This is a genomic window from Streptosporangium sp. CA-115845 (assembly GCF_050943795.1).
Lineage (GTDB): Bacteria > Actinomycetota > Actinomycetes > Streptosporangiales > Streptosporangiaceae > Streptosporangium.
The window spans coordinates 6,590,187-6,604,984 of record NZ_CP191988.1; the positions used below are offsets into that span (position 1 = coordinate 6,590,187).

At 67.8% G+C, this 14,798-nt stretch carries 11 protein-coding genes; 8 read left to right on the forward strand and 3 right to left on the reverse strand.

The genetic code is table 11. From position 1 onward, the window contains the following. Positions 1 to 100: 100 nt before the first annotated feature. On the reverse strand, positions 101 to 2,401 hold the full coding sequence (locus ACQP0P_RS31715; protein ID WP_433361653.1) for a hypothetical protein: 2,301 nt from the start codon (positions 2,399 to 2,401) through the stop codon (positions 101 to 103). A gap of 236 nt (positions 2,402 to 2,637) precedes the next feature. After that, positions 2,638 to 3,879, reverse strand: a complete 1,242-nt coding sequence (locus tag ACQP0P_RS31720; RefSeq protein WP_433361656.1) for a hypothetical protein — start codon at positions 3,877 to 3,879, stop codon at positions 2,638 to 2,640. Positions 3,880 to 4,660: 781 nt separating this feature from the next. Between ACQP0P_RS31720 and ACQP0P_RS31725 the strand changes: the two genes are divergently transcribed. From ACQP0P_RS31725 to ACQP0P_RS31760, 8 genes are all read left to right on the forward strand, one after another. Further along, positions 4,661 to 5,779 (forward strand): glycosyltransferase family 4 protein, encoded by a 1,119-nt coding sequence (locus ACQP0P_RS31725; RefSeq protein WP_433361659.1) that lies wholly within the window; start codon positions 4,661 to 4,663, stop codon positions 5,777 to 5,779. After that, entirely contained in the window at positions 5,776 to 6,864 is a 1,089-nt protein-coding gene (locus ACQP0P_RS31730; RefSeq protein ID WP_433361662.1) for a glycosyltransferase, read from the forward strand. Before ACQP0P_RS31725 ends, ACQP0P_RS31730 begins: the two co-directional genes overlap by 4 nt. 3 nt (positions 6,865 to 6,867) lie before the next feature. After that, entirely contained in the window at positions 6,868 to 8,199 is a 1,332-nt protein-coding gene (locus ACQP0P_RS31735) for a hypothetical protein (protein WP_433361665.1), read from the forward strand. Between the two features lie 261 nt (positions 8,200 to 8,460). Then, a complete protein-coding gene (locus ACQP0P_RS31740; protein WP_433361668.1) occupies positions 8,461 to 9,642 on the forward strand; it encodes a glycosyltransferase in 1,182 nt (393 codons plus the stop codon). Further along, complete coding sequence (locus ACQP0P_RS31745) at positions 9,639 to 10,604, forward strand: NAD-dependent epimerase/dehydratase family protein (RefSeq protein ID WP_433361671.1); 966 nt, start codon at positions 9,639 to 9,641, stop codon at positions 10,602 to 10,604. The genes ACQP0P_RS31740 and ACQP0P_RS31745 overlap by 4 nt, the downstream gene beginning before the upstream one ends. Positions 10,605 to 10,660: 56 nt before the next feature. Further along, on the forward strand, positions 10,661 to 11,650 hold the full coding sequence (locus ACQP0P_RS31750; RefSeq protein ID WP_433361674.1) for an NAD-dependent epimerase/dehydratase family protein: 990 nt from the start codon (positions 10,661 to 10,663) through the stop codon (positions 11,648 to 11,650). Further along, entirely contained in the window at positions 11,647 to 12,684 is a 1,038-nt protein-coding gene (locus ACQP0P_RS31755) for a glycosyltransferase family 4 protein (protein ID WP_433361677.1), read from the forward strand. Before ACQP0P_RS31750 ends, ACQP0P_RS31755 begins: the two co-directional genes overlap by 4 nt. 4 nt (positions 12,685 to 12,688) lie before the next feature. Next, on the forward strand, positions 12,689 to 14,065 hold the full coding sequence (locus tag ACQP0P_RS31760; RefSeq protein WP_433361680.1) for a polysaccharide biosynthesis tyrosine autokinase: 1,377 nt from the start codon (positions 12,689 to 12,691) through the stop codon (positions 14,063 to 14,065). Here ACQP0P_RS31760 and ACQP0P_RS31765 read toward each other — a convergent pair. After that, positions 14,043 to 14,765 carry a hypothetical protein gene (locus tag ACQP0P_RS31765; protein WP_433361682.1) on the reverse strand — a complete coding sequence of 241 codons (723 nt, stop codon included), beginning with the start codon at positions 14,763 to 14,765 and terminating at the stop codon, positions 14,043 to 14,045. The two genes, ACQP0P_RS31760 and ACQP0P_RS31765, sit on opposite strands and share 23 nt — an antisense overlap. Positions 14,766 to 14,798 lie beyond the last annotated feature (33 nt).

Genomic DNA, 14,798 nt, shown 5'->3' on the forward strand with positions numbered 1-14,798 from the left:
TTCCCACCCCGCCCTCGGCCCCGATCACTCTCAGCCCGTCATGTGGAGTCGAGTGCCGCAGGCCCCGCGTCACTTTTCCGAACCATCCTGTCAATCTTGGTCATCGCACGTCGCCCGGAATCTCATAAACGGCGTAGTCACCCGAAGCGAAGCGCAGGTTCGCATAGTCGTCGATCTTCCGTTCCGGATTCACCCGGCGTCGGTCGGCGAAGAGCCAGCGCACTCCATATCGTTCTCCCAGGCGCAGCACCGACTCCCGCGAGGGCGCGAGGAACACCGCGTCGTTCGATCGGATTCGCTCACCATCCCAGAACGGCTGGTTTTCCAGCACCGTGCCCGGCCGCCAGCGATCCCAGTTCTTCGCGGTGTACGCCCACCCTTCGAGGAACACCCGTCGTTCGGTCAACGCCGCCACCCACGAATGACGGCCGTCGCAGGGAACCTCGTGCCCCCAGCGACAGTGCCCGTTCGTGGCGATCACATCGTCCGGGCCGGAATGATCGCGTAGCCACCGGCCCGCGGCCAGGGCCCCCTGCGGGATCGCCTCGGCCGCCGGCTGTCTGAGCACCCCGTCCAGACCGTCTTCGGCGACACGGTGAAGCACGGAAAGGACCCGGGTGTGCGCCGCGGCGGGCAGGCCTATGCAAGCGACCATCGTCAGGGCGAGGGCCCACCGGCTCCAGCCCCGTCTGGTGGCGATCAGGACGACGACCGTCAACAGGACGAAGCCCAGCAGGACGATGTACGGCAGGTACAGGACAGCGGTCGTCTGCCCGGGTCGTCGGGGAATCTCAACACCGCAGAGAAGCGGGATCAGGTAGGCGGCCAACACTCCGCCCCCGGCCGCCACCGCCACCGCCCCGCGTGACGCACACGCCCGGCGTACGACGACGAAGAGCCCGTAGACGGAAACGATCGCCATATAGGGGTAGACCCCTCTGAGGAAGTAGAGCTGATTCCCGTGAGCGTTTCCGAACAGGAGGACCGCCCCGAGGCCGGTGGCTCCCATGCTCACCATGATCACCACAGCGGGACGCAGCAGCAGGCTCGGCCGGCTCAACAGCCCGAGCACTCCGCACCACGTGACGATCCAGCACAGCAGGTATACCGATGTGATGCCGACCGCCGTCGCCGGGGTGAGATCGACGGCAGAGGGCCGGCCGGTCAGATCGGCCCAGATTTTTTCCATCAGCGACAAAGGGGCCAGGGTCACCCCCTGCTGCGCGCGCCCGAAGAGAACGAATTGCGCATAGAGGAAACACATCGTGGTAATCCCCAGCGCGATGAGCGGGGATCGCGGCAACCGGCGGCTCCTGATCGCCTCCACAACGGTCACCGCGGCCAGTCCCACCACCAGCAACGGCAGGTAGGTCGCCTTGGAACCCATCACCGCCAGGAGGAAGACCAGCCCCAGGAGCCAGCTACCACGGCGTGACCGCCCTTCCAGCAGCTCGACGAACAGCAGGACCACCGGTGCGAACAGAACGGCCCCGAAGGTCTGGGTCGGACTGGTCCATGCCGCGTCCTGAATCCCGCCCCAGGTGAATATCCCGTTCGTTCCCAGATACAGGCTGGGAGCCGCCATGAACATCGCGCCCAGTACAGCCGCCAGCGCGCCTGGGCGTGAACCGATGACTCGGTGCCCGAGCATGCCCACGAGGACGACGAGTGCGGCCAGCATGGGCAGCATGGCCAACCGGAGAAGCAGCACCACCGGTTCCAGACCGGTCACCCAGCTTCCGGCCGCCAGATGCGCGTAGATGAACCAGTGATAGAAAAGCGGTTCCCCGGCGACCCACGGCACCGTGGGGGGCATGTGGTGCTTCAGTTCACCGATCAGAGACAGGTGAAAGGAGGTGTCGACATGGGATGCCCCCAGCGCCGGCCAGGTGAGCGCGTAAGGGCCGAAGAACGTGATCGCGCTCCAGGCGACCAGATAGACGACCGCCAGCGCCAGCGACCACGACCACCAGATGGGGGCGCCCGGGCGGGGAACTCCTTTCCAGTGTTTCCGTAGCCGAGGCACCGCGATAAACAGCGTGTACGTGCCGAGTGACCACACCAGGACGAGCAACGGCGCGCCGACGGCCCTGGCGAAGATATAGGCGAATATTTCCAGGGAATAGCCGAGGGTTAATCCAAGGGCGACCTCCTCGGCCAGAGTACGGGCACCGCCGTACAGGGCCCGGATCAGCAACACGCCCGGGAGAGCGAGACCCAGTGCGATATAGGCCCCGAAAACGACCATATCCCAGGCGGAGACGCCATGGAAACTCAGAACGGCAGCGGTGAAGATTACCGCAAACGCCGTCGGCAGCCACCCTGACAGCAAAAAACGCCGCCCGCTACGCGGTAACCCGTCTGATCGACCGGCTCTCACGGGTTCGGACAGGGTCGGCACGGAACCATGAGCGGACGAGGTTGTGTCCATACGCCCAAGCCTGGTGACTCGGGCATGTCAGAGGCGTCTCGGACACGAGCTTTCGAAAATTTCTTTTCCGGCCCTTTAGCCAGGCCAAGAGGAGAAAGAAGAACCGGTTCGCAGCACGGCCGCCGGAAAAACCTGGGCCCGGCGGCCAGGCAGGACGGACGTGGAAGTAAATCTCGAACCCGCGCCTTCTTCCCGGCATCGCCCGGCTATACCGCCCCCGATTTCGCGTCATCACCATGACGTCCACCCGCGGATGAAGACTCCCTCTCGACCTTGGTCCACGCCACCGCCGAGAGCACGCTCGTGACCATAAAGATCGGCATGCGCTGGCGGAATATGAGGCCGATGTTTCCCATGGTGGTGGCATAGATGACAATGCCCGGAACAATGAACAGCAGGAGGACGAAGAGCATCCTGCGGTCGTAACACCACAGCCGGCGAGCCCCTCGTACGGCACTGTAGAGAAGGAAGTACCAGATCAATACTTCGACCTTCCCGAACTGCAGCATCATGCTCCCCTCCGTCCAGGGGAACGGAGACAGGAGCGTGTACATGAGTTTGGCTCCGAGTGCACCCCACGGGTTGCCGCCGTCCGCGAACGTCACGCCTGAATCCTGACTGGCGATGGAACGACGCACGGTATCCGACTGCCCGTACTCAATCTGCTTTTCCATCGTTTCCAGGACGCCGATGCTCCCGAAGTCGCCAAAAAAGTAAAGGGCACCGACCAGCGCCACGGCGAAGACGGCCATGATACGCGGAGACAGTGCCCTCCTGGAGCCCAGGAGGCTGAGCAGCAGAGGTGGCATGCACATGAAAACCATATAGGGCCGCACATGCCACAACGCCCACATGAAGGGTACGAGCATGACCAGCTTACGCATGTCAAAGCGTTGCATGTTCGAACAGGACAGACCAAGGCAGGCGACCACCAGGAAAACACTGAAACCGTCCTTGAACATGTCGGATGTGTGCACCAAGAATGCCGGGGTGAATGCCGAGATGACAAGCAGCAGAAACGCCGAGCGCTCGTCCGCGCCGAGCAGTCGGGCAAACCTGTAGATGGCGATGCACAGCGCACAGGCAACGAGGGCGACGACAGATGTGCAGGCCAGTGCAGCCCTCCCGCCGCACAGATAGATCACAATCGCGAACAGGTTGCACGGCAGGGCCACGGACTTCTGGAACTCACTCTGTCCGGACATGACGAAATGGAAACCCTGCTGCCTCCATTCTTCGACGATCTCCATGGCCCTGACCTCGTAGATCAGGTTGTCCCCGCCATACCACATGCCCCCGTTTCGGATCAGCAGAACATGGATGACCAGCCTGACCGCGAAAGCCACCAGCAGCACCGGAAGCACTCGACCCGCCACACCCGTCTCGAAGTTCACCTGAACCAGAAACATCAAAATAATTATACAAAAAGCAACAAGAATATATTCCATACACAATCACCTCCGGCCCGTCTCAACGTCACCCACCGCGGGCCCACCGGAACACGTCTTCGCACTCCGGAGACCTCCGGGAATCCAGGCGCCCACTCGGCGGCCCGACAGCGCATCCCCCATGGCATCGCCTCTCTTCGAGAAGGATATATACGATGAAATCTAGAATTTCCTGTCATCGTCTTGGACAAAACACGCAGACCAGGCAGTCTGGCCCCGCGAACAGGTATTGACACGACGACACGACGAGAATTTATCTGGCTCTCACAGGTCTTACCATCACTCGATACCCGATGGATGTTTTGCGGCTCGCCACATGTTCAGGACGGCGGAACAGACAAATAACCGCTTACCTCGATTTTTCTCACTCTCTAGCCACAGAATGGACGCTCTCCATCTCGGCGACCCCTGACCGTATCGGCTTCCCGTACCCTCAGCCACCACCTCATGACAGGCCGGACAACCTCCATCCGCCCGCAGTGCCTGGATCATGCGCAGGTAGACGATGGGAAAACATTTCGCCACCGCCGTTACGGCACCGTCCGGCAGGTCGGATCCCGGGCTAGTTTCTCCGGCGTACCCCGGCATGATTTCCACCTGATCGGCTGGAGAAAAGACGTGGAGACGGTCTATTCCACTGCCGAGACGATCCTGCTGACCCACGGCAGCCAGGGCACACTTCTCCACTCTCGTCACCGACCACCGGACACGTGCCCGACGAGCACCTGTCCGGGCGACGTGACCGAGCGCCCGAAGGAACAGACCTCTCAGGGAAGCTGACATGAGGATTCTCCACATCGGATACCGGCTCCCGCCCGACCCCGGGGGGAAAGAGCGCTACATAGAGCGGCTCGTCCACGAGCAGACACTGCGGGGGCACACGGTGACCGTCGCCCACCGGCGTGGCGACGTCCCGCGCGGCGCACAGACGCTCCCCCCGATACGGACCGGTCTCAGCCGCGCCGTCTCCAGAAGGTCGGACGTGGTCGCCTTCGGCATGGAGTGCGCACGGGCACTTCGCCGCGCGCGCCGGTTCGACATCGTTCACCTGCACGGCGACCACCGTGAGGCACTCGGCCTGGGCGCCGCCGCCCGGCGGCTCGGCATCCCCAGCGTGCTCCACGTACACGGCGCTCTCACGGTGCGTCACCAGCGGATCATGCCGTGGGCCCTGCGCCACATCGACGGATTCGTCGTCTCCGGGGAGCGACCCCGAGCCGGACTGCTGACGGCCGGCATACCGGACCGGCTGATGCGGATCGTTCCCAGCGGCGTGGCCTTCGATCACCTCACCCGGCTTCGGGAGAGACATCCCGTCGAACAGGGACTGATCGTCAGCGTCGGCTCGCTGGTGAAGGTGAAGAACCACGCGCTGACCATCCATGCCTTTCACAGGCTGCGCGCCACCCATCCGGGCGTGCGACTCGTCATCGCGGGGGACGGCCCCGAACGCGCCCGGCTTGAGCGGCTCGCCGGAACCGGCTCGGAGATCGAATTCGCCGGGCACCTCTCCCCCGACGACGTCTACTCCCTGATGGGACGGGCCCAGATCCTCGTACACGCCTCCCACAGGTTCCCCACCATCGGGGAGGGCATTCCCACGGCTCCCATGGAGGCCCTCGCGCTGGGCACCGCCGTCATCGTCTCCTCCGACTCCTCACTCGACCCGGCCATCGCGGACGAGGACGCCTACCGCGTCTTCCGCACGCAGAGCGCGGAAGACCTCCTGACCCAGCTGCGGACGGTCCTCGACGACGAGATGCTCTGCCTGCGGTTGATGCAACGCGGTGTGCGGGCCGTCGCGGAACACGACTGGCCGCTGGTGGCCGGCCACATCGAGAAGTGGTACGAGACGTTCCTGGCCGACCGGGCCTCTCTCTTCGCCACAGGTGTGTCATGAGGAACCTGCACGTCTGCGAAGTGATCAAAACGCTGGACGTGGGCGGCGCGGAGGTCCTGCTCGTCGAGAGGCTGCTCGCCGCTCCCCCGACGGGCAAGCGCTACACCGTCGTATGCCTGCGGGCCTCCACCCGCGAGCTGAGCGGACGGCTGCGATCGGCGGGCATCGGAGTCGTCGACCTCACCACGTGCCCGCGCTGGTTTCGCGCCGCCCGCCTCGCGTGCGTGGTGCGAAGGCTGGAACCCGACGTTCTCAACATCCACTCCCCCCTTCCCGCGTCGCTCCTGCGGCCCGTGTCCCAGCTGCTGAGTCCCCGCCCGGTCCTGGTCTCGACCGTGCACAATGTGCGCTACCGGCTGCCGACGATGCTGCTCGACCGGGCGACCGGCTGGCTGGACACCCGGACCGTGGCCGTCTCTCCGCAGGTCGCCCGCGCTCGCACCGGCAGGCGCTCACGCGGCCTGTCCGTTCGCGTGCACGGCGTCCACGTCGCGGAACAGCGCCGTTGGGCGGCTCGATCGGAACAGACCAGGCGGGAGTGGCACGTCTCCCCGGACGCTTTTTTGATCGTGCACGTCGCCAACTTCCACCCGCAGAAGAACCACGAGTTGCTCATCGAGGCCGCGGCGAGGGTCGAGAAGCAAGATCCCCGGCCCGTGTTCCTGCTCGCCGGATCCGGTCCCCTGCGCGCTCGGATGGCCCGCCTGGTCGAGGAGCTCGGCCTGGGCAACGTGCGCCTGCTCGGTCACGTGCCCGATGCCGGCCGGCTCATCGCCTCCTCTGACCTGCTGGTGCTCAGTTCCCGCTACGAGGGGTTGCCCGTGGTCGTCATGGAGGCTCTCGCCGCGGGCGTGCCGGTCGTGTCCACCGCCGTAGGCGGAGTACCCGATCTGATCGAGGATCGCGTGAACGGCCTCCTCGTCAGGCCCAAAGACCCCGCCGCCCTCGCCGAGGGCATCCTGCGGGCGGCACAACCGGAGATCCACGCCCGCCTTCGCGAGGGAGCGCGGGAGAGCGCGGAACTCGTGGACATCAGCCGGGCGGCCGACTGGTTCGACCGGCTGTACGACGAGGTCTGCTCCTAGGAGATGGTCAACACTCTCGGACGCACCGTCCACCGGATGCGCCCGCCCGGCGGGCGTCAGTTGCGGACCTTCGCGTCGCTGACCGCCGCCGGCCTGGGCGAGGCGGTTCTTCCCACTCTCAGCCTGATCGCCCTGGTACGCCTGACGGGAAGCGAGACATCCGGCCAGGTGATCTTCGCCCAGTCCGTCGCGACCGTCTGGTTCCTGCTGTGCGACCCCTGCCTGGAGAATGCCGCCCAGCGATTCGTCCCCATCGAACAGCAGCGGAGCGGACGGGGCTCCGCACTGTTCATGCGCCTGATCCACTTGGACGTGGCGATCGGCGTGGCCGCGACCGGCCTCAGCCTCACGGCGCTGCTGACCGCGCGCCTGCTGGAGCACGTCTCGGACGAGTTCGCCCTCATGCTCGCTCTCGCGATCGTCGCCCGCGGAGCCATGGCGTCGTACGGCACGGCGGGTGCGGCCTTCGCGCTGACGGACCGGCTGCGCGCGCTGGGCTCGCTCAGGACGCGGTGCGCGCTCCTGTCGTTCGGGCTGTCCCTCGGCGGGCTCCTCCTCGGCGGGCCCCTGCTCTACCTGGCGGGTCAGGCCGCGGGCGCGCTGGTGATGGCGGTGGTGTTCTACCTGCTGGCGACCCGTGGGCTCGTCGCGGAGCTGGGACCGGCCGTCGCACGGGTCCGGCTGCCCTCGGACATGGTCGCCTTCACCGTGAAGACGTCCCTGGGAACCAGCGTGGCCGGGATCTCCGACTCGGGCATCCTCACCCTCGCGGGCCTGCTGGGCGGCCCCAACCTGGTGACCATTCTCAAGATCGCATCGGCCCCCGGCCGCTTCTACGCCAACCTGGCCGTCCCGGTGGCCGCGATGCTCTATCCCCGGATCGTCCGGGCCGTCACGGCGGGAGCCGGGACGGCGCCCATCAGGCGGGACATCGCGCGCACGGCCCTGCTGTTCACCGTGGCCGGAGCGGCGACCCTTGCCGTCGCGCTCCCGACGACCGACGCCGTCATCGGCATGGCCTACGGAGCTCAGTACGCCCACATCGGCGTGGTCGCCGTGGTGCTCCTGGGCGCCGCGTGCGTGAAGGGGGCGGTGTGCTGGTCCAACGTGCTTCCCCTCGCCCTCGGCAGGCCGGGCTGGAGGCTCGCGTATCTCTCGGCGGAGGGGGTCATGCTTTTGGGGGTGCTCCTGGCCGCCGCCTGGACCGCCTCGGGCCCGTTCCAGGCATCACGCTGTTTCGCATGGGGAGCGCTGGCCGTCGCCGTGCTCGGCACGGGTTTCTGGATCGCTTCGTTGCGGCACATCACCGACCTCAAATGTTCGGATTTCAGATGATTTTCCAATAGCGGAACACAGAAATGCGGAGATAGAGAAAAAGGTCTAATTCCCTATGCCGTCGTCACAGCCACTCACCACGTCGTCACCCCCGACGGGGACCAAAGGGTGGACTGTGAACACTTGGGGCGACCCAACTAGATCATGCCTAGGTAGGGAATGGGGAAAACATCGCGCCCACACCGTGATGGCGTCGGCAAACGGCTCGGGCGGAGAACTAGTTTCTCCGACGTGAGCCAGGCCCGTCATCAAGGAGCCGCTATGAAGCCGGATGGCCGGATTCGTGTCATGGAGATCATCGCCCGGATGAACGTCGGCGGCCCCGCCACCCAGGTGTCGGGACTGTCGCAAGGGCTGGACACCGGCGAGTTCGACCACCGCCTCTACACCGGTCACGTCAACGAGCACGAGGGCGACCACCTCCGGCTGCACGACGCGGACACCCGGGTTCACCGGGTGCCCTACCTCGGCCGGTCGGTCAGGCCCGGAGACGACTGCCGCGCGCTCTTCTCCCTGATCCGCGCCATACGGACGTTCCGCCCGCACGTCGTGCACACCCGCACGGCCAAGGCGGGCGCCCTGGGCAGGACGGCGTCCCGGCTGTCCGGTGTCGGCTCGGCCCGGGCGCACGTCTTCCACGGGCACCTCCTGCACGGCTACTTCTCCCCGGTCAAGCGCGGGCTCTACGTGCGCTCGGAACGGATCCTGGCCTCCATGTCGGACCGGCTGGTGACGGTGGGAGCCCAGGTCAGGGACGACCTGCTCCGGGCCGGGATCGGACGCCCCGCCCAGTACGTGGTGATCCCTCCCGGCGTCCGGCTGGGACCGGTCCCCGACCGCGGGACGGCCCGCGCCGCGCTCGGACTCCCGCCGGACGCACCCGTCGTGGCGTACGTGGGCCGCCTCACCCAGGTGAAGCGGCCCGACCGCTTCCTCGCCGTGGCCGACATCGTGTCCAGGCAGATCCCCGGCTGCCGCTTCGTCATGTGCGGGGGCGGCGACCTGGAGCGGCGGGTCGCACGGGACGTCGAGCCCGTCCGCGACTCCTTCCACCTGCTCGGCTGGAGGAAGGACGTGGAGGCCGTCTACGCCGCCGCCGACGTGGTCGTGCTGACCTCCGACAACGAGGGCACCCCGCTCTCGCTCATCGAGGCGGGCATGGCGGGCACACCGGTGGTCTCCACCCGGGTGGGAAGCGTCGCCGAGATCGTCAGGGACGGGCACACCGGACTGCTGTCCTCGACCGACCCGGGCGAACTGGCGACGCACGCGGTCCGCCTGCTCCGCGACCCGGGCCTGGCCCGCCGGATGGGCGAGGCGGCCCACGACTGGACGAGGTCCGCGTTCAGCGTGGAGCGCCTCGTCTCCGACACCGAGCATCTCTACCGGTCGCTGTGCGGGAAGGCCGGCCGGCGGCTCCTGGCGGAGGAGAACGCGCGATGAGGGTGCTGGTGACGGGCGGCGCCGGCTTCATCGGCGCGCACCTGTGCCGGGTGCTGGCGGAGCGGCCCGAGGTCGGGCACATCACGGTGCTGGACGATCTGAGCAGCGGGGACCTCGGCAACCTCGACGGCGTCGAGGCTGCGGTGGTGACGGGCAGCATCCTGGACCGGGACCTGCTGACGGACCTGGTGGCCGGTGTCACGCACGTGATCCACCTCGCCGCCCGGCCCTCGGTCCCCCGCTCCCTGACCGATCCGCTGGCCTCGCACGCCGTCAACGCGACCGGCACCCTGCACGTGCTGGAGGCGTGCCGCGCGAGCAGGCCGCACGTGATCCTCGCCTCCTCGTCCTCGGTGTACGGCGACTGTCCCGAACCCCGCAAGCACGAGGACCTGCCCACCAGGCCGCTCAGCCCGTACGGGGCCGGCAAGCTCGCCGGCGAGGCCTACGCGCTGGCCTACGCGCACAGCTACGGCCTGCCGGTCCTGCCGTTCCGCTTCTTCAACGTCTACGGCCCGCTGCAGACCGCCGGACACGCCTATGCGGCCGTGATCCCGGCGTTCGTCTCCGCGGCGCTGCGGGGCGAGCCGGTGCCGCTGCACGGCGACGGCCTCCAGACGCGGGACTTCACCTACGTGAGGTCGGTGACCCAGGTCCTCGTCGACGCGGCCGCGCGCCGGATGACCAGCACGAAGCCGGTGAACCTGGCGTTCGGCACCACGGTCTCCCTCCGGCACCTGACAGACGTCCTCGCCGAGATCCTCGGCCGCCCGGTCGAGTCGGCTCACCTGCCGCCGCGGGCGGGCGACATCCGGCAATCCCAGGCCTCTCCCCAACTGCTACGCGAACTGTTCCCCGGCGTGTGTCCCGTCCCGCTTGAGGACGGGCTCCGCGCGACGGTGCGCTGGTTCGAGGGAACCCAGGTTCCAGGCATCGAGCCGACGCTTGGCACGTACGCGTGAACCACCGATTCCTCCCGCTAACAGAGATCTCTCCAAGCACGTGATGAGGGGAACCCGTGAGCACGGCACCAAGAACCAACTATCTGATAACGGGTGGCAGTGGATTCATCGGATCGCACCTGGCCGACGCGCTGCTCGCGCGCGGTGACTCCGTCGTCGTCCTGGACAACCTCTCGACGGGCCGGCTGGAGAACCTGCGGCCCCATCCGGAGCTGCGTTTCGTACACGGTTCGGTCCTGGACGAACTCATGGTCGACGAGCTGGTGCACCGCTGCGACGTCGTCGTCCACATGGCGGCCGCGGTCGGCGTCAAGCTGATCGTCGAGCAGCCGCTGCGGTCGCTGACGACCAACATCCGGGGCTCGGAGATCGTCATCGAGGCCGCGCACCGGTACCGGAAGAAGATCCTGATCACCAGCACGAGCGAGATCTACGGCAAGAACCCCTCCGACGCGCTGCGTGAGGACTCCGACCGTATCCTCGGCAGCCCCGCAGTGGTCCGCTGGGCCTACAGCACCGCCAAGGCCGTCGACGAGATCCTCGCCAACGCCTATCACAAGGAACGTGGCCTACCGACGATCGTCGTCCGGCTGTTCAACACGGTGGGCCCGCGACAGAGTCCGACCTACGGCATGGTGATCCCGAGCCTCGTCCGGCAGGCCCTGTCGGCCACGCCGCTGACGGTCTTCGGCGACGGGACCCAGACCCGCTGTTTCGCGCACGTCGCGGACGTGGTCGACGCGCTGCTCCGGCTGCTCGACGAGGACGCGGCCATCGGTGAGACCTTCAACATCGGCTCCACCGACGAGGTGAGCATCATGGAACTGGCGAAACTCATCATCGAGTTCACCGGTTCCACCTCCGGAATCGACCTCGTCCCCTACTCCGAGGCCTACGAGCGGGGATTCGAGGACATGACCCGCAGGGTTCCGGATACCGCGAAGCTCCGCGCGCTCACCGGCTGGGCTCCCCGGCGCTCTCTCGACAGGATCCTCACCGAGATCATCAGAGAGTCCGTCGGCGATCCGGCGGCGTACCCCCGGTGAACGGAACGATCGCCCTCGCCGCGGGCGCGGCCTGCCTTCTCAGCGTGGCGACCGCCGTGCCGCTGAGGCGCCTGGCGCTGCGCTGGGATCTCGTCGACCGCCCCGGCGGGCACCGGGCCCACGCCCGCCCGACCCCCTACCTCGGCGGCATCGCGATCGCGGCGGGTACGGTCGTGCCCACCACGATCGCGCTCGGCTTCGCCGATCTGCAGATCACCGCGATCCTCCTCGCCGCCACCGCGGTGTGCGTCCTCGGCCTGATCGACGACATCGCCCCCCTGCCCGCGGCCACCAGGTTGACCGTGGAGACCGTGGTGGCGATCGGGGTGGTGCTCTCCGGCGTCCAGGCGACCGTGACCGGGACATGGCTGGACGGCGCCCTCACCGTGGTGTGGGTCGTCGTGATGACGAACTCCTTCAACCTGCTGGACAACATGGACGGCGCGCTGGGGACCGTCACCTCCGTGACCGCCGCCCTCCTCGCGGCCACGGCCCTGGTCCAGGGCCATATCGCGCTCGCGGTGCTGCTGGCCGCGCTCACCTGCGCGTGTCTGGGCTTCCTGCCGCACAACTGGGCACCCGCGAGAATGTTCATGGGAGACTCCGGATCGCTGTTCCTCGGATTCACGCTGGCCTGCTCGGCGGCCGTCCTGGTCATGGGGCGGTCCCCGGACCAGACGATCGCCGGGCTGTTCCTGCCGACCTTCATGGCGACCGTCGACACCTGCGCTGTCTTCCTCTCCCGCATGCTGACGGACCGCTCACCGTTGCAGGGCGGCACCGACCACTTGTCGCACCGGCTACGCCGCGCCGGCCTGGGAACCCGGGCGGTCGCCGCGACGCTGGGCGTGGTCACGGCGGTCACCGGTGCCCTCTGCCTGGCGATGGTCCTGGGCCTGCTGTCACCGATCGTCGCGGTGCTCGTGGCGGGCGTGATCGCCATCGTTCTCGTCAGTCTGCTGCGAGGCTCGAGCGTCCACTCGCCGGTCCAGCCCTCCAGGACCTCTCAGAAAATCCGTGAAAGGCGGCGTTGACCCCGTGGATCTGCTCTACTACGTACGGCTGACGCGTAGGAACTGGCTGCTCATCCTCCTCTCGGTGACCCTGGCGGTGGGCGCGGCGCTCGCCGTCACGGCGAACACACCGCCGAAATACGTCGCGACGATCTCCATGCTGGTGTCGGGCCACGACAGGGAGGGCAGTCTCTCCACCGCCTACCAGGCGGGCATGCTGTCGGCCCAGCGGGTGCAGTCCTACGCCGGCCTGCTGTCCAGCCGCCGACTGGTCGGCCAGATCGTCGGGAGCGAGGACATCCAGCGCCTCCAGCGGAACATCACCGCCGAGGCCGTCCCCGGCACCGTGTTCCTGCGTGCCACGGTCACCGACCCCGACCCCGCACGGGCCGCCCGGCTGGCCAATGCCCTGGGGGCCCGGTTCACCGAGCTGATCGACCAGATCGAGCGGCCCACTCCGCGCAGCCGCCCCACCGTCAAGATCACGATAGTGGATCAGGCGGACGTCCCCCGGGAGCCGGTCAGCCCAAAACCACTGGTCAACCTGGTGATCGCGGTACTGGCCGCACTGTTCGTCGCGCTGACCGCGATCGTCCTGCGCGACCGTCTGGACACGACCCTCAAGTCCTCCCAGGCGCTGCAGGAGGCGTCGGGCAGCTCGACCCTCGGGATCATCGGCTACGAGCGGGACGCCAAGAACCACCCCCTGATCCTGCGCAGCCGCGGCCGTTCCTCCAGATCCGAGGCGTTCCGTGCGCTCCGCACCAATCTGCAGTTCATCGGCGTCGACCGGCAGCCGAAGTCACTCGTGGTCACCAGCTGCCTGCCGGGCGAGGGGAAGTCCTCGACCTCCACCAACCTCGCGATCACGCTGGCCCAGGCCGGCTGGCGGGTCGTCCTGGTGGACGGCGACCTGCGCCGTCCCAGCATTCCGCGCTACCTCGGCATCGAGGGGGCGGTCGGCCTGACGGACGTGCTGATCGACAGGGCCCGGCTGAGCGAGGTCATCCAGGTCTGGGGCGAGACCGGCCTGTCCGTCCTGCCGAGCGGCCAGATCCCGCCCAACCCGAGCGAGCTGCTCGGCTCGGGCGGGATGCGTGAGGTGCTCGCCCAGCTCACCGGGATGTACGACATGGTGATCATCGACGCGCCACCGCTGCTGCCCATCACCGACGCGGCGGCGATCACCGCGCTCTGCGACGGCGCGCTACTCGTCGCCCGGTACGGCAGGACCCGCCGGGAGCACATGGCCCGCGCCTCGGAGCTGCTGGCGTCGATCAACGCCCGCGTGGTGGGGACCGTCCTGAACTTCGTCCCGTCGCGTAACGGCGCCTACCAGAGCTACGGCTACGGCTACGGCTACGGCTACGAGCCGGAGGTCAGGAAGCCGGTGCAGGTGTGAGCAACCTGAGCGGAACGGCGAGCGACCTCGCGATGCTCCGTCCCACCATCTGGTAGACCAGCCGGGATCGCCGGTACGGGTCCGCGATGTCGGGCTGGTCCACCCGGACCAGCCCGCGTAGCGCCCGCACCTCGTCGACCAGCGTGTGAGCCCGCCGTGCCGGATCCCGGTGCCGGATGATCTCCTCGGGTGACACGGCCCGCGCCAGCGTGCCGAACTCGGCGATGGTGAAGGTCCGCGTGGCCGCCGCGAAGTGCATGGCCACCGCTTCCGCGCGGTGCCCGCAGGTGGCCGTCAGCACGAGATCCGCGGCTGCCACCAGCTCCGGGACGAGCGGGCGGGAGCCGAAGCCGGCGGGATCGCCACCCAGCCGTATCAGGACCCGCCGGGCGTGCTCGGTCATCTCCCGTCCCGATTCCGCGTGCGTGCCCGCGCTGATCACCTGGACCGCCGGGCACGGCCCGAGGGCCGCGCGGGTCAGCCGCTCGGCCAGCGGGGAACGGCACACGTTACCGGTGCACACGTAGAGAATGCGGAAGCGGGTACCGTCCCGCGTCCCCCTCGCCTGCCCGGCCTCCCAGCAGCGCTGCCCGCAGCCCTCGTGTCCGGCCGGGACGCCCTCGCCGCCGCCCGCCGCTCCGGCGCCTTCCACGGTCACGGGGTGCTGTGCGGTCCCGCCGGTCCCCGGTGAAGCCTTCATGGCGCGAGGGTAGGCCGCCCGCGGTGCGCCACC

Bases quoted from the DNA above. Each gene is read 5' to 3' on its own strand.
- ACQP0P_RS31720 (WP_433361656.1), bottom strand. From the start codon at position 3,879: ATGGAATATATTCTTGTTGCTTTTTGTATAATTATTTTGATGTTTCTG.
- ACQP0P_RS31725 (WP_433361659.1), top strand. From the start codon at position 4,661: ATGAGGATTCTCCACATCGGATACCGGCTCCCGCCCGACCCCGGGGGG.
- ACQP0P_RS31730 (WP_433361662.1), top strand. From the start codon at position 5,776: ATGAGGAACCTGCACGTCTGCGAAGTGATCAAAACGCTGGACGTGGGC.
- ACQP0P_RS31735 (WP_433361665.1), top strand. From the start codon at position 6,868: ATGGTCAACACTCTCGGACGCACCGTCCACCGGATGCGCCCGCCCGGC.
- ACQP0P_RS31740 (WP_433361668.1), top strand. From the start codon at position 8,461: ATGAAGCCGGATGGCCGGATTCGTGTCATGGAGATCATCGCCCGGATG.
- ACQP0P_RS31745 (WP_433361671.1), top strand. From the start codon at position 9,639: ATGAGGGTGCTGGTGACGGGCGGCGCCGGCTTCATCGGCGCGCACCTG.
- ACQP0P_RS31765 (WP_433361682.1), bottom strand. From the start codon at position 14,765: ATGAAGGCTTCACCGGGGACCGGCGGGACCGCACAGCACCCCGTGACC.